The 20,522-nt window shown below is 38.6% G+C and carries 28 protein-coding genes; all 28 read left to right on the plus strand.

Annotation, left to right across the window (positions count from 1 at the left end):
* Nucleotides 1-25 precede the first annotated feature (25 nt).
* Nucleotides 26-1,693, plus strand: coding sequence for a peptidoglycan D,D-transpeptidase FtsI family protein (locus V6C17_RS08435; protein ID WP_333522133.1), 1,668 nt, complete (start codon nucleotides 26-28; stop codon nucleotides 1,691-1,693).
* Nucleotides 1,694-1,840: 147 nt separating this feature from the next.
* Nucleotides 1,841-2,296 carry a type II 3-dehydroquinate dehydratase gene (gene aroQ, locus V6C17_RS08440; RefSeq protein ID WP_333522134.1) on the plus strand — a complete coding sequence of 152 codons (456 nt, stop codon included), beginning with the start codon at nucleotides 1,841-1,843 and terminating at the stop codon, nucleotides 2,294-2,296.
* Complete coding sequence (locus V6C17_RS08445; protein WP_333522135.1) at nucleotides 2,297-3,364, plus strand: M24 family metallopeptidase; 1,068 nt, start codon at nucleotides 2,297-2,299, stop codon at nucleotides 3,362-3,364. It abuts the gene before it with no gap.
* A 31-nt stretch (nucleotides 3,365-3,395) separates the two neighbouring features.
* Nucleotides 3,396-3,959, plus strand: coding sequence for an elongation factor P (gene efp, locus V6C17_RS08450; RefSeq protein ID WP_333522136.1), 564 nt, complete (start codon nucleotides 3,396-3,398; stop codon nucleotides 3,957-3,959).
* A gap of 134 nt (nucleotides 3,960-4,093) precedes the next feature.
* On the plus strand, nucleotides 4,094-4,552 hold the full coding sequence (locus V6C17_RS08455; protein ID WP_333522137.1) for a CD1247 N-terminal domain-containing protein: 459 nt from the start codon (nucleotides 4,094-4,096) through the stop codon (nucleotides 4,550-4,552).
* A gap of 119 nt (nucleotides 4,553-4,671) precedes the next feature.
* Nucleotides 4,672-5,676, plus strand: coding sequence for a stage III sporulation protein AA (spoIIIAA, locus tag V6C17_RS08460; protein WP_333522138.1), 1,005 nt, complete (start codon nucleotides 4,672-4,674; stop codon nucleotides 5,674-5,676).
* Nucleotides 5,667-6,188 (plus strand): stage III sporulation protein AB, encoded by a 522-nt coding sequence (locus tag V6C17_RS08465; protein WP_333522139.1) that lies wholly within the window; start codon nucleotides 5,667-5,669, stop codon nucleotides 6,186-6,188. Before spoIIIAA ends, V6C17_RS08465 begins: the two co-directional genes overlap by 10 nt.
* 27 nt (nucleotides 6,189-6,215) lie before the next feature.
* Nucleotides 6,216-6,413: a stage III sporulation protein AC gene (gene spoIIIAC / locus V6C17_RS08470; protein ID WP_333522140.1), complete on the plus strand. Its 198-nt coding sequence runs from the start codon at nucleotides 6,216-6,218 to the stop codon at nucleotides 6,411-6,413.
* Nucleotides 6,414-6,426: 13 nt separating this feature from the next.
* A complete protein-coding gene (gene spoIIIAD / locus V6C17_RS08475) occupies nucleotides 6,427-6,813 on the plus strand; it encodes a stage III sporulation protein AD (protein WP_333522141.1) in 387 nt (128 codons plus the stop codon).
* 12 nt (nucleotides 6,814-6,825) lie between these two features.
* Nucleotides 6,826-7,986 carry a stage III sporulation protein AE gene (gene spoIIIAE / locus V6C17_RS08480; protein ID WP_333522142.1) on the plus strand — a complete coding sequence of 387 codons (1,161 nt, stop codon included), beginning with the start codon at nucleotides 6,826-6,828 and terminating at the stop codon, nucleotides 7,984-7,986.
* A gap of 44 nt (nucleotides 7,987-8,030) precedes the next feature.
* The gene (gene spoIIIAF / locus V6C17_RS08485) at nucleotides 8,031-8,624 is read left to right on the plus strand and encodes a stage III sporulation protein AF (RefSeq protein WP_333522143.1); all 594 of its coding nucleotides are present in this window, start codon (nucleotides 8,031-8,033) and stop codon (nucleotides 8,622-8,624) included.
* Between the two features lie 15 nt (nucleotides 8,625-8,639).
* Nucleotides 8,640-9,245, plus strand: a complete 606-nt coding sequence (locus V6C17_RS08490) for a hypothetical protein (RefSeq protein ID WP_333522144.1) — start codon at nucleotides 8,640-8,642, stop codon at nucleotides 9,243-9,245.
* A 9-nt stretch (nucleotides 9,246-9,254) separates the two neighbouring features.
* A complete protein-coding gene (locus V6C17_RS08495) occupies nucleotides 9,255-9,788 on the plus strand; it encodes a SpoIIIAH-like family protein (RefSeq protein ID WP_333522145.1) in 534 nt (177 codons plus the stop codon).
* A gap of 290 nt (nucleotides 9,789-10,078) precedes the next feature.
* Nucleotides 10,079-10,453 (plus strand): Asp23/Gls24 family envelope stress response protein, encoded by a 375-nt coding sequence (locus V6C17_RS08500; protein WP_442891466.1) that lies wholly within the window; start codon nucleotides 10,079-10,081, stop codon nucleotides 10,451-10,453.
* Between the two features lie 12 nt (nucleotides 10,454-10,465).
* On the plus strand, nucleotides 10,466-11,008 hold the full coding sequence (gene amaP, locus V6C17_RS08505; protein ID WP_333522147.1) for an alkaline shock response membrane anchor protein AmaP: 543 nt from the start codon (nucleotides 10,466-10,468) through the stop codon (nucleotides 11,006-11,008).
* A 42-nt stretch (nucleotides 11,009-11,050) separates the two neighbouring features.
* Nucleotides 11,051-11,278 carry a DUF2273 domain-containing protein gene (locus tag V6C17_RS08510; protein WP_333522148.1) on the plus strand — a complete coding sequence of 76 codons (228 nt, stop codon included), beginning with the start codon at nucleotides 11,051-11,053 and terminating at the stop codon, nucleotides 11,276-11,278.
* A 48-nt stretch (nucleotides 11,279-11,326) separates the two neighbouring features.
* Nucleotides 11,327-11,734: a transcription antitermination factor NusB gene (gene nusB / locus V6C17_RS08515; protein WP_333522149.1), complete on the plus strand. Its 408-nt coding sequence runs from the start codon at nucleotides 11,327-11,329 to the stop codon at nucleotides 11,732-11,734.
* A 1-nt stretch (nucleotide 11,735) separates the two neighbouring features.
* Nucleotides 11,736-12,686 (plus strand): O-sialoglycoprotein endopeptidase, encoded by a 951-nt coding sequence (locus V6C17_RS08520; protein ID WP_333522150.1) that lies wholly within the window; start codon nucleotides 11,736-11,738, stop codon nucleotides 12,684-12,686.
* A gap of 51 nt (nucleotides 12,687-12,737) precedes the next feature.
* Nucleotides 12,738-12,884 (plus strand): hypothetical protein, encoded by a 147-nt coding sequence (locus V6C17_RS08525; protein WP_333522151.1) that lies wholly within the window; start codon nucleotides 12,738-12,740, stop codon nucleotides 12,882-12,884.
* Between the two features lie 113 nt (nucleotides 12,885-12,997).
* Nucleotides 12,998-14,221: an exodeoxyribonuclease VII large subunit gene (gene xseA / locus V6C17_RS08530; protein WP_333522152.1), complete on the plus strand. Its 1,224-nt coding sequence runs from the start codon at nucleotides 12,998-13,000 to the stop codon at nucleotides 14,219-14,221.
* The gene (gene xseB / locus V6C17_RS08535) at nucleotides 14,199-14,453 is read left to right on the plus strand and encodes an exodeoxyribonuclease VII small subunit (RefSeq protein ID WP_333522153.1); all 255 of its coding nucleotides are present in this window, start codon (nucleotides 14,199-14,201) and stop codon (nucleotides 14,451-14,453) included. Before xseA ends, xseB begins: the two co-directional genes overlap by 23 nt.
* On the plus strand, nucleotides 14,453-15,331 hold the full coding sequence (locus tag V6C17_RS08540; protein WP_333522154.1) for a polyprenyl synthetase family protein: 879 nt from the start codon (nucleotides 14,453-14,455) through the stop codon (nucleotides 15,329-15,331). Before xseB ends, V6C17_RS08540 begins: the two co-directional genes overlap by 1 nt.
* A 10-nt stretch (nucleotides 15,332-15,341) precedes the next feature.
* Nucleotides 15,342-15,806 (plus strand): divergent PAP2 family protein, encoded by a 465-nt coding sequence (locus V6C17_RS08545; protein WP_333522155.1) that lies wholly within the window; start codon nucleotides 15,342-15,344, stop codon nucleotides 15,804-15,806.
* Nucleotides 15,807-15,866: 60 nt separating this feature from the next.
* Nucleotides 15,867-17,753 carry a 1-deoxy-D-xylulose-5-phosphate synthase gene (gene dxs / locus V6C17_RS08550; protein WP_333522156.1) on the plus strand — a complete coding sequence of 629 codons (1,887 nt, stop codon included), beginning with the start codon at nucleotides 15,867-15,869 and terminating at the stop codon, nucleotides 17,751-17,753.
* A 5-nt stretch (nucleotides 17,754-17,758) separates the two neighbouring features.
* Complete coding sequence (locus V6C17_RS08555) at nucleotides 17,759-18,559, plus strand: TlyA family RNA methyltransferase (RefSeq protein ID WP_333522157.1); 801 nt, start codon at nucleotides 17,759-17,761, stop codon at nucleotides 18,557-18,559.
* A gap of 68 nt (nucleotides 18,560-18,627) precedes the next feature.
* Nucleotides 18,628-19,482 carry an NAD(+)/NADH kinase gene (locus V6C17_RS08560; protein WP_333522158.1) on the plus strand — a complete coding sequence of 285 codons (855 nt, stop codon included), beginning with the start codon at nucleotides 18,628-18,630 and terminating at the stop codon, nucleotides 19,480-19,482.
* 2 nt (nucleotides 19,483-19,484) lie between these two features.
* On the plus strand, nucleotides 19,485-20,078 hold the full coding sequence (locus tag V6C17_RS08565; RefSeq protein ID WP_333522159.1) for a class I SAM-dependent methyltransferase: 594 nt from the start codon (nucleotides 19,485-19,487) through the stop codon (nucleotides 20,076-20,078).
* Nucleotides 20,056-20,508, plus strand: a complete 453-nt coding sequence (gene argR / locus V6C17_RS08570) for an arginine repressor (protein WP_333522160.1) — start codon at nucleotides 20,056-20,058, stop codon at nucleotides 20,506-20,508. The genes V6C17_RS08565 and argR overlap by 23 nt, the downstream gene beginning before the upstream one ends.
* The last annotated feature ends 14 nt before the right edge of the window (nucleotides 20,509-20,522 follow it).

Consider the following 20,522-nt stretch of genomic DNA (forward strand, 5'->3'; position numbering starts at 1 on the left):
CCATACTATAACTAGAGGTGATAGTATGGCATTTAACGTTTCACGTATATATAGATTACTAATCTTTCTTGTCTTTATAGGAATTATGCTGGCAGGAAGATTGTTCTACTTACAAATAGTAGAAGGTACTGAGTTAACCTTATTAAGTTTAAGTGCTAGGGTGCAAGAAGTGCCGATGGAAGTTGCCCGTGGTGAAATTGTTGATCGCAATGGCATACCGCTAACTAATAATGCACAGCATTTTAGTCTAATTGTTTTTCCGGGGCAATTAGAAGATGTAGAAGTCTCCTCATATGAATTAGCTCGAATTACCGGCTTACATTCGGATACAATTGCTGGGAAAATTTCGAAAGATGAGCGTCCATTTAAATTGAAAACTGATTTGGATGCTCTAACTGCCCAAAAAATAAATACATTAAAACTGCCAGGGGTGCTAATTGTACCGGAAAAAATTCGCTACGGTTACAGTGCTTTGGCTGCTCATGTGACTGGGTATATTAATACTTCTGATAATCGGGGCGTAAGCGGAATAGAAGGAATGTTCGATGATTTTCTAAGAGGGAATCAGCCAGAATATGCGGCAGCGATGGTTGATGCAGCTCAGCAGATAATTCCAGGGTTAGGGTATAAGAGGCTTAGACTTGATAATGGGAGTGGACCAAGCAATGTCGTTTTAACAATAGACAGCAAAGTTCAAAAAATAGTTGAAGCGGTACTTGACCGACATATGCAAAAAGGTGCAGTAGTCGTAATGAAACCTTCAACAGGTGAGATATTGGCAATGGCATCAAGACCGAATTTTGATGCGAATAATCTAAATGACTACTTAGTACAAGAATCATCCCCCCTATTGAATAGAGCTATTTCCGCCTATCAGCCTGGTTCGGTTTTTAAACTTGTTGTGGCAGCGGCGGCCTTGGAAAGCAAATTAGTTCATCCCAATGATGAATTTTACGACCCGGGCTACATAGACGTAAACGGCATTCGATTTAAAGGTTGGGATTATGACAGAGGGCCGCGAGGACGAATTACGTTTACAGACGCAATGGCCTATTCCAGTAATCCGGTTTTTATCGAAGTTGGTCAAAAAATTGGTGCCGAAAGACTTATTTCTTTTGCCCAAAAGTTAGGGTTTGGCCAAAAAACTAAACTCGAATTTTACGGAGAAGCGGATGGAAACTTACCGTCTCATGATAATATATATCCTGGTGAGTTGGCGAACCTTGCGATCGGTCAGGGAGAGTTTGAGGCCACTCCAGTTCAAATGGCATCTTTAGTGTCTACTATAGTTAATGATGGAATAAAAGTAGAACCGTATATTGTTAGTAAACTGACTAATTCTAGCGGAGTTGTTGTAAAAAACTATAATGCTTCACGTGGTGTTAGAGTATTATCAAAACAAACCTCAGCTCAGATGCGTGATATGATGGCAGCTGTAACAAAGTATGGGACAGGCCAGGCAGCATATGTTGACGGTGCTGGTTCGGCAGGAAAAACCGGTTCAGCTGAAACAGGAAGAACAAATTCTGAGGGTAAAGGAATAAATCATGCTTGGTTTGCAGGTTACGGCCCCATAGACCGCCCTCAATATGTTATTGTTGTTTTTATAGAGGATGGTATGTCTGGCGGTGATGTTGCTGCACCGATTTTCCAGGAGATACTATCTGAGATAAATTCGGTACAAGCGAAATAATATAGTGATGAACAGTAGTGTATTAAGCATTATTAGCAAGTATATAATAATCTTAATGCATAAATCTATTTAACATGTTCTAGGCAAATACGATAAATTGTGGTAAAATGTAAAAGTTATTAATTTCTGGTAAGGCTGTGATGATTTTTGAAAGATCATACAAAAAAAATTCTGATTATTCATGGACCTAACCTTAATTTACTTGGAAAACGCGAGCCGCATATATACGGTTCCATGACATTAGAAGATATAAATAAACAACTTTGCGAACGTGCTGAAATTCTTGGTGTAAGCATCGAAGTAATTCAAACAAATCACGAGGGTGTTATGATTGACACCATCCACAATGCTGAAGGACAGTATGATTGTATTATAATAAATGCTGCTGCCTTTACACATTATAGTATTGCTGTTCGTGACGCACTGGCGGGAATAACTGTTCCTGCAATAGAGGTTCACCTTTCAAATATTCATAAACGTGAGGAGTTTCGGCATAAGTCGGTTATTGCTTCTGTTGTCATAGGGCAAATCAGCGGTTTTGGTGCACATAGCTATATCCTTGCCTTAGAAGGTGCAGCAAAACTTATAAAGCAGGAGGCATAAATGAGCGAGCGATTATCAAAATTGCAAAGCTATTTAGTTGCAAACGGCCTTGATGCAATAATTGTTTTAAAACCTGAAAATCGTATGTATTTTAGTGGTTTTACTGGATCTTCGGGTATGTTGATAATTAGTCAGTTTGATGCTAAACTAGTAACAGATTTTCGTTATATTGAACAAGCAGGCAGACAAGCAAAAAAGTTTGAAATCATTCGTCATGGCAATAACATACTAGAAACAATAGCAAAAGAAATCAGCAGCTCAGGATTTAATAAAGTTGGCTTTGAAGGCGATTTCGTGACCTTTGCGATATACGATTCACTACATACTTTGTTAGGCCAGGTAGAACTAAAATCAATCCAGCTAGATAGTTTGCGGATGATAAAAGATGATGAAGAAATTAAACTGATTAAAAAGGCTGTCGAAATTGCCGACATGGCGTTTTCACATATATTAACTTTTTTGCGTCCAGGAATTTCCGAAATTTCAGTTGCTGCTGAACTAGAATACTTTATGCGTAAACAAGGCGCTGAAAAGCCGGCCTTCGATACGATTGTTGCATCTGGAGTAAGAGGTTCACTGCCGCACGGCATTGCTTCTGAAAAGATTATTGAATCCGGTGATCTTATTACGATGGATTTCGGAGCTGTTTATAAAGGGTATCATTCCGATATAACTAGAACAGTATGTATTGGAAGAGCTAATGATAAACAGCGGGAAATTTATGATGTTGTTCTTTCGGCCCAGCTTGCTGCAGTAAAGGCGGTACAAGCCGGAAAACTCTGCAAAGAGATTGACGGTATAGCAAGGGGAATTATTGATAACGCCGGTTATAGAGACTATTTTGGACATGGTCTTGGGCATGGTTTAGGTCTTGCTATTCATGAGGCACCAAGACTTTCTCCTAGTAACTTATCTGGTGTACTTGAAAAAAATATGTTAGTTACAGTTGAGCCGGGAATTTATCTGCCTGATTGGGGTGGCATACGTATCGAAGATACGGTTGTAGTTACGGCGACAGGCTGTGATATATTAACAACTAGCAGCAAAGTACTTATTGAGATTGACTAATTGAGTTGCATAAAATTGGAGGTTTTAAACAATGATTTCAAGTAGTGATTTTAGAACAGGAATAACAATCGAAATTGACAATTCAGTATGGCAAATTGTAGATTTCCAACACGTCAAGCCTGGAAAAGGTGCAGCGTTTGTTAGAACAAAAATGAAAAATGTGAAGACTGGCGCAGTGGTTGAACGAACTTTCAACCCTGGTGAAAAATTGCCTAAAGCTCATATTGATAATCGCCAAATGCAATATTTGTATGAAAGCGATGGCATGTTCGTGTTCATGGATAACGAAACTTTCGAACAATCAGAGTTAACTGCCGATCAACTAGGTGATGCCCAAAAATTCCTGAAGGAAAACATGAATATTAACCTTATGTTCTTCCACGGAACGATTATTGGTGTTGAACTGCCAAATTCAGTAGACCTTGAAGTCGTTGAATGTGATCCTGGTGTCCGCGGCGATACTGCTACAGGTGCAACTAAAATGGCTAAGTTAGAAACCGGTTACTCAGTACGTGTACCTTTATTCATCAACCAAGGTGATGTACTAAGAATTGATACTCGTTCCGGTGATTATATCGAAAGAGCAAGAGATTAATTTAAAACATAAACAATTCGGTGATTTTCATCGGATTGTTTTTTTAATTTAAAGTCAGCATATGATAACTGATTTACTGGGCATAATATCATTAGCTTTCGGATAACAGAAAAAAAAGGGGGTAATGATTACTTATGACAAATCTTAAGGAAAGAGTCGCCTATTTACAAGGTTTAACCCAAGGCTTGAATGTGAGTGAACAGTCAGCTGAAGGTAAAATTTTAGCAAACATTATTGATGTACTTGATGATATGGCAAATGATTTCCATAACATGTATTTAGCTCAGCAAGATTTGGAAAGTTATGTTGAAACAATTGATGAGGATTTAACAGATTTAGAAGACGAAATCTATGAAGATGTTTATACTGAAGAAGATGTTGAGGACGATTTTGTGGAGGTTCAGTGTCCTTCATGTCATGAAGCAGTTACTTTTGAATCCGAGATTTTAGCAGAAGATGATGCAATAGAAGTAACTTGCCCTTACTGCGGGGGTATAGTGTATGATAATACTCTTGAATTTGATGAAGATATTGATATTGAGTCAGAACGCGTGAACGATTCACTAAGACATGCGATTCATCCAGGATTGTAGTATTATAAATTGATATTTTGTACGTTAAAAATCTCGCCTTTGTGCGGGATTTTTTTATTTGGACACTAGCATAAAGTATGGATATTCACCATATCTATGTAAAGAAAGGTGGAGGAAAAATGAACCAAATAAGCCATACTTTGGAACAGTATATATATCCTATATTGCCACCAGTGATTGTCGGGATACTTAAAGCGGTATCACTATCAGTGATAAGTCAGCTTACCGAAATAAGACTGCGCGCTGATCAGCCCGTTTTGCTAGTATTAGCAAATAGAGATACACTAGTCAGTCCTAATGGTCTTACAGACATAGATCCAGATTCGGCGTATATATGCAGTAGGGAAGATGTTGGCCGTACACTACAATTGATAAGCCGAAACTCGCTTTATGCCTATGAACAAGAAATAAAGATGGGTTACATAACTATTAATGGCGGACACCGAGTAGGTTTAGCTGGGCAGGCAACTATTGAAAATGGTGAGGTAAAAGCTTTAAAGAATATTAACTCTCTTAATATACGCATCGCAAAACAGATTATAGGATGTTCTGACAAAATATTGCCCTACATACTTTCACCTGACAAAAGAGTTTTAAGTACATTGTTCATTGCACCGCCGCGTTGCGGCAAAACAACAATGCTTAGAGATTTAGTAAGACATTTGAGTAGTGGAAGCAGATCGAACCACTTTTATGGTGTACAGGTCGGACTTGTTGATGAAAGATCAGAAATTGCCGCTTGTCAAAACGGAGTTGCAACAGTAGATTTAGGACCAAGAGTGGATGTCTTAGACTGCTGCCCTAAAGCAACTGGTATTCTTATGCTTATTAGATCTATGTCTCCTCAGGTAGTGGTTACTGATGAATTAGGCCGCAAAGAGGATGTAATAGCAGTCAAAGAAGCACTTAATGCTGGCATTAGTGTAATAACATCAATACATGGCCGTTCTGTGAATGAGATTTCTAATCGACCTTATGTAGATGAATTGATTAGAAATAAATATTTTGAAAGATATATCATATTGGGTAATCAACCGAACATTGGTTCAATTGAAGGTATTATAGCTGTTAAAAGCGATGATACACTGTATAGTTCAAAAAAAGGAGTAAAGATATGTGGCTGAAACTATTAGGAAGCATATTTGTAATAATAACTGGGACATATATCGGTTTTAAGCTGGCATCTCGTTGCAGTACAAGACCGCAGCATATACGGCAAATTATAAGCTGTATTGTATCGCTGAAGTCGTATATTAATTATGTTTCGATGCCGCTGCCAGATGCATTGGTAAAATCTACCGCCGGTACGGAAGGGCCTGTTTCTGTTTTTTTTAGAGATACTGCTGCGCTATTAGAGTTTAATGGCTGGATGAATCCACAACAGGCTATAAAAGAAGTACTAGGTAAGATGGAAGATAAACTGGCAATAGAAAAACCAGAAAGAGAGATATTATCATTGCTTGGGGCAAATTTAGGGTCAATGAATAGAGAAGAACAGAATAAGTACTTAAATATGATTCAGGAACAGCTTGAAAACATAGAACAAGAAGCGGTAAAGACGCGAGATCAAAATTCTAAGATGTATAAGTACCTTGGTGTCTGTGGAGGATTAGCTGTCGTAATACTGTTTATATAAAAAAGGTATAAGGAAAGGGGTGCAATAATGGGGTTGGATTTACTTTTTAAAATTGCAGGGGTTGGAATATTGGTTTCCGTTTTCCACACTGCATTAAAACAAGCAGGAAAAGAAGATATGGCGCATTTATGTACACTTGCAGGTTTTACGCTTGTATTGTTATGGGTAGTACAATTGTTAGGACGATTATTTAGTACAGTTCAGGATGTTTTCAAGTTGTTATGAGAGGTGTACGGCAGTGGAGATAATTCAAATAGTCGGGCTAGGTTTTGTAGTAACATTATTAATATTAATTATCAGAAGGGAACGGCCCGAGCTTGCTGTGCAGCTGAGTTTAACGCTGGCCACAATAATTTTTCTATTGGTACTAAATAAGGTAAATGTAGTTTTAAATTTGTTCCGAGATTTAGCTGAAAAAGCAAATATAAGCCATATGTATTTAAATACAATTTTAAAAATAATCGGTATAGCATATATTACTGAGTTTGGGGCACAGGTTTGTCGAGACGCTGGTGAAGGTGCAGTAGCAAGCAAAATTGAATTTGCCGGAAAAGTACTAGTAATGGTTATGGCAATTCCAATAATTGCGCTGGTGCTGGACACAATTGTTAGATTGATTCCTTAAGGTGGAATATAGATGAGGATATTAATTGTTATATTGGCATTATTGCTTGCGCTTTCAGGAAGTACTATGGCATCACCTCTAGAAAATGAGGAAATAAATAAGCAGCTTCTAGATAAGTTATCAACCGAAAATATAAATAGTTTTGTGACCAAGATTAACCAGGAGCTAAATCAAGATATTCCGCTTTTAAATAGTGATACGGTAAAGAATATTGCTTCTAAAGGTATTTCAATGGATTGGAATACACTTTGGCAGAGTTTTATAAATCACTTATTTAAAGAATTAGCAGCTAATGCGCATTTAATGGGAAAGCTGCTCTTTCTGGCGGTTTTATGTATTTTGCTTCAAAACCTGCAGAATTCGTTCGAGCAATCAGGAATATCAGTTTTAGCGTATAGTGTATGTTTTATTTTTTTATCAGTTATTGCTTTGACCGCTTTTTATAATGCGGTATTGCTAGCTCGCGAGACTGTAGGGAACATGGTTGGGTTTCTCGAGGCTCTTTTACCGCTTTTAATATCTTTACTGGCAGGTGTAGGTGCTTTAACTTCGGCGGCGTTATTTACCCCCTTAATGTTATTTGTGGTGAGTGCGGTAAGCGAAATAGTAAAGAATGTTGTATTGCCATTATTATTACTGACTTCGGTATTAGACTGTGTAAATTATTTATCAGAAAAATACCGTCTGAGTAATCTTACAAATCTTTTTAAGCAAACCGGGATGATAATTCTTGGTTTTACAATGGTTGTTTTCATTGGAATAATTACCATACAGGGAGTAGCCGGCGGTGTTGCTGATGGTATAACACTTAGAACGGCTAAATTTGCAACTTCAACCTTTGTACCAGTAGTAGGAAAAATGTTCGCGGATACAGTTGAACTAGTTATGGGAGCATCTTTGTTGTTAAAGAATGCTGTTGGTATTTTTGGCGTAATCGCTATCTTAACTATTTGCGCATTCCCTTTGATTAAGCTGTTATCTCTAGTGGCGATCGTAAAAATTACTGGCGCTCTAGTACAGCCTATGGGTGATGATAGAATGGGCAAATGTTTAGACGCAATGGGGAATAATCTTTTGCTTGTCTTTGGTGCCGTCTTAACCGTAGTTTTGATGTTTTTTTTAGCTATTACCATGATAGTTGGTGTAGGAAGTGCCGCTATGATGCTGCGGTGACCAAATGTATTTAGTTTAGATAGTCATAGGCGGGTGAAGATTAAGTGATTGACGCGGTTTCAGATTGGATTAAAAATATCATAATGATAGTATTGTTTGCATCATTTCTTGAGCTTTTACTTCCAAGCAGCAGCATGCAAAAATTTATTCGCGTAATAATCGGACTATTCATTACTCTAGCTATATTAAACCCCATTATTGATATAATCCAAAATAGATTTGGGCCCAACCAGATTCCTGCGCTAAGTACGAATGCTTCAAATTCTCAGGTTATTATAAATAACGCAACGAAGCTGGCTGATCAGCGGGAACAAATGTCAGTAGAATTGTATAAAAAAGAGCTGGCAAAGCAGATCAGAGCAACCGTTATTGCAGTTGACGGCGTTGCTGATGCTCAAGTGGCTGTAGATATTAGTAATGAAAAAAAAGGTAAACTAATAGATGTAAAGAACATTACAGTTTTTGTGAAACCAGGTGTGTCGGCAAATGAAGGTAAAATAGCAAAAGTCACGATAGGTTCGACGTCCTCGGCAGATCGTCCCGAACTAAAGCCTCAGACTAAAGCTAAAATCAGTTACACTATCAATGAGCTATATCAAATTCCTAAAGATAGCATCGAAATAAAAGCACTACACTGATAAGGGGGAGTTAAGATGAGCGGATTAGAATCAATTATTTCCGGCGCGAAAAAAATGTGGCCCAATCAATTGATTAAAGCCGGAGTACTCAATACAAGGATGATTTGGCTGGGTGTTATAGGATTAGCTCTATTGATGGTAGGCGGATTATTCGATTTTCCTGCAACGCAGCAGCGTAATGAGACTCAGATCGAACCACTTAAAGCAACTCAGGTCATGAATCGCAGTTATGAAGACGCATTAGAATCTAAGTTATCCAATATGCTGTCGCAAGTAAAAGGGGCTGGTAATGTTTCAGTGAGTATAATGCTCGAAAATAGTGCTACACAGGAGCATGCCAAAAATATAAACAAAGAAACCCGTACTATTCAGGAAAAGGACACAGCAGGCGGCATTCGTACCACTACGGAAACTAAAGAGAGTTCACAGGTTCTCCTAAGTAAAGAAAATGGTGCTGATCACCCTGTTATGGTTCGTGAAATTAAACCGATTATTAAAGGAGTACTTGTTGTTGCTGAAGGTGCGGTAGATTCAACAGTAAAAGCAAATCTGACCAAGGCTGTCGAGGCAGGATTAGGTCTTCCTTCTTATAAAATTACGGTATTACCGCAAAGAAAGTGAGGTTAAAATATGATTGTTGTATCATTGAGAAAATATAAAAAGCCAATAATAGCAGTCGTTTGCTTATTTGTCACAAGCATATTAGCTACTGGGATTTGGCATGTTAAAAGCAGCATAGAACAAGCTAAAGCAGATCGATCTAATGCAATGCAAGTTACAAAGGCAGTCTCTAATGAGCAGTCAACGCCAGTAATAAGCACCGATTTTTTCACAGAATATCGCTTAGAGAGAGATAAAATGAGAAGCGAAAGGTCGGATTTATTGCGAGAAGCAATCAGAAGTGCTGAAACTGAAGAAATACGAAATAAAGCACAAGAAAATGTTTTGGCTATGGTAAAAGAAAAACAACGCGAATCAGAAATGGAAAGTTTGATAAAGGCTAGAGGCTTTAGCGATGCTTTAGTGTTTTATCGTGAACACTCGGTAAATGCAATTGTTAAGGCCCCGGTCCTTTCACGTGATGAAGTTATTCAAGTTGCGGATGTTATCAGCCGTGTTTCAGGAGTTAAACCAGAGGATATAACAATAAGCGCTAAGCCTTAAGAATATATGGATTTGTGAGTTTAGGCCTCGTTACAGTTTTATAAAATCTGTAACGAGGCCTGTTTATTTATACGATAAGAAAGTATAAAATTTACCTACAGGCATAAGGAGTGAATCAGCTTGTGCTGTCGCTAAGGCTCGGCGCAAGCCACGTTTTCTTTATTGCAGTTTGTATAATTGGAAATTGTTTGATATAATAATTTAAGTTATAAAATACTAAATAAAGAAATAAATATATTTTAAATACCAACAGATAAGGAGGGGTGCGCTTGGATAAAAGAATTGAAAGAATGGAGCATAATGATGTTGGCTCAATTCGTATTGCTGACGAAGTAGTAGGGATAATTGCTGGGTTGGCTGCGACCGAGGTTTCTGGAGTTGCTGGCATGAGCGGTGGTTTAGTAGGCGGTATAGCAGAAATGCTTGGCAAGAAGAATTTTTCCAAAGGTGTTAAGGTAGAGGTCGGCGAACGAGAAGCTGCAGTCGATCTATATATTATTGTTGAATATGGTGTGCGAATTCCTGAGGTTGCTTTAACAGTTCAAGAAAATGTAAAACGTGCTATTGAATCTATGACCGGTCTTGATGTAGTTGAAGTAAACATTCATATACAAGGTGTGGGTTTTGGCCAAGAAGGAAAGGATGAAGATATCAGGGTTCGTTAGGAAGGAGTAAATATGGGTATCATTGATCGTATAATATTATCAATTTATACATTATTACTGATTGTTTTAGCATTAGGCGTTATTATGCTGTCATTGCGCCTAGTTTCTTTAGAGATAATTTGGACAAGCCTTTCATACATATACGGGCAGTGGGAAGCTGGCTTAGCCGGGCTGGTATTCCTATTAATAAGCCTTAGACTATTTTTTGCCGGAATTCGCCCGAAAAATCGCCGAGATACCATAGTACACCATACTGAGATGGGAAATGTGCATATTTCGGTAAGTGCAGTCGAAAACTTGGTCGAAAAAGTAACGAGAATTATCAGAGGCGTGCGCGATGCCAAAATTTCTGTTGTGCATGATGAGCAAACTGGTCTAAAAATTAGTATTCGTGCTTCTGTTAGTCCTGAAAGCAATGTGCCGGCGGTAACAAGTGAAATACAGCAGCGAGTAAAAGAGTATATTAAAAATACTGTCGGTATAGATGCTGTTGAAATTAGCATTATTGTAGAAAACATATCAAATGATTTTAAACCTAAGCAAAGAGTAAAATAATGAATTTAAACTGCTGGTATTTAGCAAAATAGAGGTGAAAGTATGAACGTCAAGCTTTTAGAGGAAATATGGCAGCAACATAGTGGGAAAATTATGGGTATTTTGATAGGTCTTATTGTTGGCATATTAATAATTTCCTTTGGCTTTTTCAAAACCTTATTTATTTTGCTATGTGCTGGGGTAGGCTATATTGTAGGTAAACGCATTGATGAGAAAGAAGATATTATGGATATTCTAGACAAGTTATTACCTCCGGGCTATCGTCGTTAATATTAAAGCAGATATCTTAATACTTTCTTTTAATAAGGAGAAGAATACATGAGTCGTAGAAAAGCCAGAGAGATGGCCTTACAGGCTTTATTTCAATTAGATTACAATCAAACAGATAAAAATGAAGCATTAGATGCAGTGTTTAGTGAAAGAGAAGGAATAACTGATAACGCTAAACTTTATGCCCAGGAAATAGTTGAAGGTACACAACGCAATTTACCGCAAATCGATGAAATTATTGCAAATAATTCTACGGAATGGAAATTGGGGCGTATGGCGGGCGTAGATAGAAATATTACTAGGCTTGCAATATACGAAATGAAGTTTGGTAGAGAACAGTTAGCACCAAATATTATTATTAATGAAGCAGTAGAACTTGCTAAAACATTCGGTTCAGATGAGTCAGGGCGGTTTATAAATGGAATATTAGGCTCGCTGGTAAAAAACAAGTCTTGATATGAAGCACTTTTTAGGCATTGATACTAGCTGCTATACTACTTCAGTAGCAATATTAAATGAGTCAGGCCGTCTAATTGCAGATAAACGCAGAATACTATCGGTCAAAGCGGGCGGTAAGGGCTTGTCGCAATCTGAAATGGTATTTCAGCATACCCGCAATTTGCCATTCTTGGTTGAAGAAGCTGTTGCTGATTGCCAGTTTCCACTGGAATTAGCTGGTGTATGTGTTTCGGCATTTCCTCGCCCTATACCAGACTCATATATGCCAGCTTTTTTGGTAGGAGAAGGCTATGCAAGAGCCCTTACTACTATTAATAGAATCGAGCTTTGGCGGCTTAGTCATCAAGAATTACATATCTTAGCAGGAATATGGTCATCTGGAGGCCCACACACTGATAGGTTCTTAGCTGTACATGTTTCAGGCGGGACGACAGAGATCGTACTAGTAACAAAAGCAGATAGATTTGATATTAAGCTAATAGGCGGGACTCAGGATTTAAATGCAGGCCAGTTTATCGATAGGGTCGGTGTTGCCTTGAAATTACCTTTTCCCGCGGGACCTCATTTGGAAAGTATAGCAAGCGAATATCATCAAAATGCTTGTCCTATACCTGTTTCTGTAAAGGGGATGTTAGCAAGCTTTTCGGGTCCAGCATCTCATGCACAGCGGATGATCGATAAGGGAATTGATTCGCAGGCATTAGCGGCAGGTGTAGAGATATGTATAGCTAAAACACTAGCAAAAATAATTATAGCGGCAATATTAGAAACTGGGGTTACCGACGTACTAATGGTTGGCGGTGTTATGTCAAATAATTTCATTAGAACGTCGATTAGTCAAACAATCATACATTACGACGCAAAAGTTAGATTGTATTTTCCAGATAAAAAGTTCAGTCCTGATAATGCCGTAGGGGCAGCTTACTATGCGATGTTAAACGGCACATAAATCACACTTTAAGCATATGATACATAAAAGTACATATGTGAGGTGAGCTAAATGGTGACCTATATTCTTATAGGTGCTGTAATTGGCGTGATTGTGGGCCACCTTATTCCGCCTGGTCACTTTTTCTGGTTTCTAGTTGGAGGGATCAGCGGCTATGCAGGTCAGTATTTTCTAAGTCGTAAATACAAGAATTTTTAACCAGACTTTTTTGTCTGGTTATTTCGTTATTATTGTTATATATTATTATATAAAGAATTTATTGGGCTTTTTTAACAATGTGTTTAAACTGTCCCTAAAATGGGTGATAAGTCTTGAGTATCTTAACTGTTACTGAAATTACAAAATATATTAAAGAATTAATTGAAAAGAATAGAACCTTAAGTAATGCTCTTATTCGCGGGGAGATTTCTAACTTCAAGCGACATTATTCCGGTCATTGCTACTTTACGCTCAAAGATAATGGGGCGACAATACGCGCTGTTATGTTTAAGAGTAAAGCTCAGTATTTAAAATTTGCTCCTGCTGATGGAATGAAGATAGTTGCTGGAGGGTACATAAGTGTTTTTGAACGTGATGGTCAATATCAATTATATATTGACCATCTTTTTCCCGAAGGAGTGGGAGAGTTAAGCCTTGCTTTTGCCCAGCTTAAGGAAAAACTAGCGGCGGAGGGACTTTTTGACGAAATCCGCAAAAAACAGTTGCCTGTTCTGCCTAAGATTGTTGGTATCATAACGTCGCCCACCGGTGCTGCACTCCGTGATATTGTAACCGTTGCTAAAAGGCGTCATCCTGGTGTTCAGTTGTGTTTGATACCTGTACAAGTTCAAGGCATTGAAGCGCCACAGCAGATTGCAAAAGCACTTGGCTTATTTAATGATAAATATAAAGTAGATGTCATCATTTTAGGGCGGGGCGGCGGATCGATTGAAGAACTATGGGGCTTTAATGATGAAGCCGTCGTTCGAGCCATCGCAAATTCAAATATTCCCGTGGTTTCAGCAGTTGGCCATCAAACTGATTATACTTTAGCCGATTTTGCAGCAGACTTAAGAGCTGCCACACCATCACAGGCCGCTGAATTAGTTGTGCCTGATTCAAAAGAATTATCTCGATATATCATGTCGATACGAAATTTGCTTGAATCAAGCTCACGAAATATAATCAAAAATAAAAAACTGCGAGTAGAACAGTTAAATGAAAGCAGAGTGCTGAGTAATCCGGAAGAAATTTTAAATTCTAAGCGTCAAATAATCGATTTTAATATAAAACGTCTAGAAGAATTGTTTAGAAATAGTGTGTTAAAAAAACAGCATCAATTTAAGGTTAGTGCCGAAAAATTGTCTACGTTAAATCCTTTAGCGGTACTTGCACGGGGCTATGGCATAGTTACTAACACCGAAGGTCATTTAATAAATAAGACAGCAGAGGTTAAAATTGGCCAAAATTTAAAGGTTACCTTAAGTGACGGAGAGATGTTGGTTGAAGTATTAAGTATATCGGAGGGGCAAAATGAGGAAAGATATTCAAGATAATGTAGACTTATCCTTTGAAGAAGCTTTGGGCAGATTAGAGGGAATTGTTAGACAGCTAGAAAAAGGCGATGCATCATTAGATGATCTTTTGGCAAAGTTTTCTGAAGGGATAAATTTATCGCAGCTTTGTTTATCAAAACTAAATTCTGCCGAACAAATTATAGATAAAATTGTTCAAAGCGAACAAGGCAAAATTACTGAAAAGCCTTTGTTGTTGCAGGAGGGTGAATAGTGTTTAAGAGTTATTGTAAAGAGAAAGCATTACTTATAGATCAATGCTTAGATAAATTTGTACCTGCAGATAATTCAGCAGTGTCGGTTATTCTTGAATCAATGAGGTACAGTTTGTTTGCCGGAGGGAAAAGACTTCGCCCTATCCTACTTATGGCAGCTGCCGACGCAGTTGGAGGAAAAGGGGAGAGATTCTTAAATGTCGCTTGCGGATTAGAAATGATTCACACTTATTCTTTGATACATGATGATTTGCCAGCAATGGATAATGATGATTATCGCCGAGGTAAACCAACAAATCACAAGGTTTATGGCGACGGTCTTGCCATTTTAGCTGGAGATGCTCTGCTTACAGCCGCCTTTGAAACAATGCTAAAGCAAGAAGATGTAGAGGCTAAGAATCTACTTAAAGTAATCCGTGAAATTAGTTTTGCAGCGGGTCCTTATGGAATGGTTGGTGGACAAGCTATAGATTTAGCATCTGAGGGAAAAACTATTGATATGGATACAGTTAAGTTTATGCACCAAGCAAAAACTGGGGCTTTATTTAAGGCCGCGATTAGAGCTGGTGCGATATTAGCAAATGCCTCCAAAGATCAGGTGGAATTATTATCAACTTTTGCCGATAATTTCGGCTTAGCTTTCCAGATAACTGATGATATTTTGGATGTTATCGGCAGTCAAGATAAAATAGGTAAACCTGTTGGTAGTGATATTAGAAATCACAAAGCTACATATGTTACGTTATATTCATTAGACGAAGCGCACAACATGGCGCAGCAGGCGGTAGATAACGCAGTCAAAGCGTTAGAGCCGTTCGGGAGCGAGGCCGTAATTTTGCGGGAAATGGTTAATTATTTAATAACACGCGATAGTTGAGGTGGCAGTAGTGGCAAACTTTTTCGTAGCTATGGGACAAAATGTTGTACTGATGTCAGCAATTACAGCCTGGTTTCTTGCACAAGTACTTAAGACTTTAACTTCGTATTGGAAACATGGCGAATTTAATGCAGAACGCCTAGTGGGGGCAGGGGGAATGCCAAGCTCACACACGGCACTAGTAGTTGGGCTTGCGTCTGCTGTTGGCTTGCACGATGGTTTAGAGTCTTCACTTTTTGGTATATCTGTAGTACTAGCCAGTATTGTAATGTACGACGCTGCTGGCGTAAGACAAGCTGCTGGAAAACAAGCCAAGGTTATAAATAAATTAGTAAGACAAATGCGTGTTGAACACACAGTTCATGATATAAGATTGAAGGAATTATTAGGGCACACACCACTCGAGGTTATGGCTGGAGCACTTTTAGGTTTTGCTGTAGCATACGGGTTTAATAAATTGATGATTATTCAGTAAATTTTTGTTATAATGATTTGGTAATGCTAAAGACGTTGGTTCTGAAAGAAGGGACTCCAGTTGAATACAGTACTTGGAACTATAAAAAAACCAGAACAATTAAAAAAACTTTCAGTTTCTGAATTAGAAAAGCTCGCTGGAGAAATCCGCGGGCTTCTTGTACATACAGTTTCCAAAACTGGCGGACACCTTGCTCCTAATTTGGGTGTTGTTGAATTAACTATTGCACTGCACCGTGTATTTAACAGTCCGGCCGATAAGATTGTATGGGATGTTGGACATCAAGCCTATGTGCACAAACTTTTGACAGGCAGGCTCGATAAATTTGATACTCTCCGTCAGAAAGACGGTATTAGCGGATTTCCTAAGATTATTGAAAGCGAGCATGATGCTTTTGGCACAGGCCATTCGAGTACTTCAATTTCCGCGGCATTAGGAATTGCATTAGCGCGTGATATATCAGGTGATAGCAATCATGTTATTGCAGTTATTGGTGATGGGTCACTAACCGGCGGACAAGCCTACGAGGCATTAAATCACGCAGGTGATCTGGGGACGCACCTCATCGTGATTCTAAATGACAATGAAATGTCAATTGATAAGAATGTTGGTGCGATGTCCGAATATTTATCAAAAATGCGAACAACACCGACATACAACCGTGTTAAACATGATATAGAATTTTTACTGAAGCGCATCCCAGCTATTGGTGACAGTGTTGCTAGAACCGTTGAAAGAGTAAAGGACAGTTTAAGATACCTTTTCGTACCTGGTATGTTATTCGAAGAGCTGGGTTTTAAATATATTGGTCCAATTGATGGACATAATATACAGCTTATAAGTGATGTTTTAGAGAAAGCTAAAAACATGGAAGGTCCAGTTCTGATTCATAATATTACTCAAAAGGGTAAAGGATACAAACCAGCGGAATGTAATGCTGACAAATTTCACGGTGTCGGTCCGTTTTGCATTGAATCTGGAGAAACGATGAAAAATGGTACTAAGCCTACTTATACGGGTGTTTTCGGCGACACTTTAATTAAACTTGCTGAACAGAATGATAATATTGTAGCAATTACAGCAGCAATGCCGGAAGGAACTGGCTTAAAGAAGTTCTGCCAAAGATTTCCCAAGAGATTTTTTGATGTTGGAATCGCTGAACCTCATGCAGTCACCTTAGCCGGCGGATTAGCTACCCAAGGAAAAAAACCAGTCGTAGCTTTTTACTCAACTTTCGGACAACGCGCTTATGACCAGATTTTACATGATATATGCTTACAAAAGCTGCCAGTTATTTTTGCTCTTGACCGAGCAGGCATTGTAGGTGAGGACGGTCCTACACATCATGGTGTTTTTGATTTTAGTTATCTTAGACATATTCCTAATTTGATTATAATGGCTCCAAAGGATGAAAATGAGCTTCGTCATATGTTGTATACCGGCACTGAAACTAACGCTCCAGTCGCAATTCGATACCCTCGTGGGAACGGGGTGGGAGTTTCTCTTGAAGATCCGTTAGAAAAGATTGCAATTGGAGAAGCTGAAGAGTTAAAATCAGGTAATGATTTAGTCTTTTTAGCGGTAGGAGCTATGGTCGAACAATGCAGCATTGCAAGTGAGCTGCTTGCTCAACATGGTATAAAAGCTGGAGTTGTCAATGCTCGTTTTGTAAAGCCAATCGACGAAGAACTTATAAGAAAGCTGTCGCGTGAAGTAGGAATCTTTGTTACAGTTGAAGATAATGCATTAGCCGGTGGCTTCGGTTCAGCTGTTTTAGAATATATTAATTCGAGCAATATGAATTGGGTTAAAGTATTAAGGCTTGGAATACCTGACAAGTTTATTGAACATGGCACAAGAAATCAGCTGCTTGCAAAATACGAATTAAATGCTGAAGGAATAGCTAATTCAGTACGTACATATATGAAGCAGTATGGGGCACGGTGATAATCGTGAAAAAAGAACGTTTAGATGTTTTACTCGTTGAAAAAAAACTTGTACCTAGCAGAGAAAGGGCTAAGGCCTGTATAATGGCCGGCTTAGTATTTGTTGATGGACAAAAAATTGATAAAGCAGGAACAATGGTGCCGGCTGCGGCTAATATAACCGTTTCAGGCGACAGTATTGGATACGTAAGCCGCGGCGGGTTAAAATTAGCAAAAGCAATTGATGCCTTTGAACTTATTTTAGATGGTAAAATAGTAGCCGATATAGGCGCGTCCACAGGTGGATTTACTGACTGTGCCCTTAAGAATGGAGCTGTACGCGTATATGCGGTTGACGTAGGATACGGTCAATTGGCTTGGTCACTTAGAACTGACAGTCGTGTAGTCAACATGGAGAGAACAAACATTCGCAATGTTACGCCAGAGGATATTGGGGTTCCGATAGATTTTGCTTGTATTGATGTAGCATTCATTTCGTTGGATAAAGTACTTCCTTCTGTTAAAAGGCTGCTGAAAGCTGGCGGTGAAATTGTGGCATTAATTAAGCCCCAATTTGAAGCAGGACGTGAAAAGGTTGGTAAAAAAGGGGTTGTCAGGGACCCGTTAGTCCATAAGGAAGTTATTATGAAGGTGCTTGCAAGCTGTCGTAAGCTTGAACTTACTCCATTGAAACTTAGTTATTCTCCTATCAAAGGTCCTGAAGGTAATATTGAATATCTAGCTTATCTGACGAACTCGGTTGTCGACGATATTATAAATGAGCAATTTATTGAACAAATCGTAGGGGAAGCACATACGGGTTTATAGTACCAGAATAGTATTGTAGTGGTGAGCTGTTTACTGTAGTCTGCAGGGCAGATTTGGAGGGTAATGCCGTGAGAATAATTGGTATCTTTCCTAATTCAAGCAAACAAAATGTTGATGTTGTATTGAATAATATTATTGAAACACTAAAAGATGAAGAAATTAAGATATTAATCCCGGAAAAATCGGCACAAGAACTTGGTTACAATGAGTATTCAGCATCGCGAGAGGAAATTATCAGGCAGATTGATTTAGCTATAACTATAGGCGGAGATGGAACTCTGTTAAGTACCGCAAGAAAGATAGCTGAGGCTGGCATCCCAATATGTGGGATAAATATGGGCAGACTAGGTTTTCTCGCAGAAGTTGAGGTTTCTGAGTTGAGTACCAAACTTGCTAAGATACTTCGCGGTGACTATGAAGTAGAGGAACGGCTGATGCTTGATGCCGTTATTAAACGAGATAATACCACCAAGGAAATATCAGCAGCGCTTAACGATGTTGTGATTACTAAAGGCGGCTTCTCGCGAATGCTGCGATTGAAGTTATTTATTGACGGTATATTTACGGCAAACTACCAAGCAGACGGTCTAATAATTGCAACTTCAACTGGGTCGACTGGTTACTCACTATCTGCCGGTGGGCCTATAATTAATCCAAATTTAAAGGTAGTGCTTATTACTCCAATATGTCCCCACACCCTAAACGCTAGATCGCTTATTATATCCAGTGAAGAAGAAGTAAGAATAAACACAGTTGAGACCCAGACTGATATAGTTCTTACTATTGATGGACAAATAGTTCACGAACTTTTGCCAGGGGATGAAGTTATCATTAAGCGAACACCGTACGCCGCTAAGTTTATTAAGTTTGAGGATAAGAGCTATTATGAGACGCTACGGACAAAATTATGGCGGGGAGAATAAACTTGCAAAAATGCAGCGTAGTTAATATTGCACACAGTCTTATGCAGTTCAGGCTTTCAACTGCTTTGAATATTGTTGATGCTACAGCCGGAAATGGTAAGGATACGCTATTTCTTGCAAAGAATTCTTGCGAAGATGCAGTTGTTTTTTCGTTCGATATCCAGCAAGAAGCAATACATAATACAGAAATTCTGTTAAAGAAACACAGGTTAGACTACAAAGTTCGGTTAATTTTAGATAATCACGCTAATTTATCAAATTATATCAAGGCTCCAATAGACGCTGCAGTATTTAACCTAGGTTATTTACCTGGTGGTAATCACGAGTTTACCACAAATACTACATCTACTATGACTGCCATGAAACAGGTGGTTGAAAGGCTAGCGTTGGGAGGTATGGTTTCTATTATTGCTTACCCAGGACATTCAGCTGGATTTGAAGAACACACTGTACTAAGGCAGTATCTATCTGATCTGCCGTCAAGTATATACACTGTGGGCTGCTGGGAAATGATAAATCACGTAAAAAGCCCCCCTGTGCTTTATCTAATTGAAAAAGTGAGGAGTGAAGCGCGTGAAGGCTGTACGGCATACTAATATTAGAGAAATTATAGAACATAATGTAATTGAGACTCAGGAAGAATTAGCCGAAGCATTACGTAAAAAGAGTATTGAAGTTACACAGGCTACTGTATCACGGGATATTAAAGAACTAATGTTAATTAAGGTGCCTACTGGTGACGGACGCTATAGGTATGCATTTCCAATGGAAAAGAATGTAGTATTTTCACAGTCGCGTATGGAAAGAATGTTCCAGGATTCCGTGCTTGGCTTAGATTCAAGTGAAAATATCGTAGTAATTAAAACATTGCCTGGCACTGCGCAAGCAGTAGCCTCAACAATTGATTATGCAAAATGGCCCGAAATTATCGGTACTGTAGCTGGTGATGATAACATTCTAGTAGTAGTTAAGCCTACTGATGCGGCAGAACGTGTAATAGCCAAATTTCAAGCATTAATACACTAGACTGGGAGAGAAGT

The organism is Dendrosporobacter sp. 1207_IL3150 (assembly GCF_036763085.1).
Taxonomy (GTDB): Bacteria; Bacillota; Negativicutes; order DSM-1736; family Dendrosporobacteraceae; genus JBAIYU01.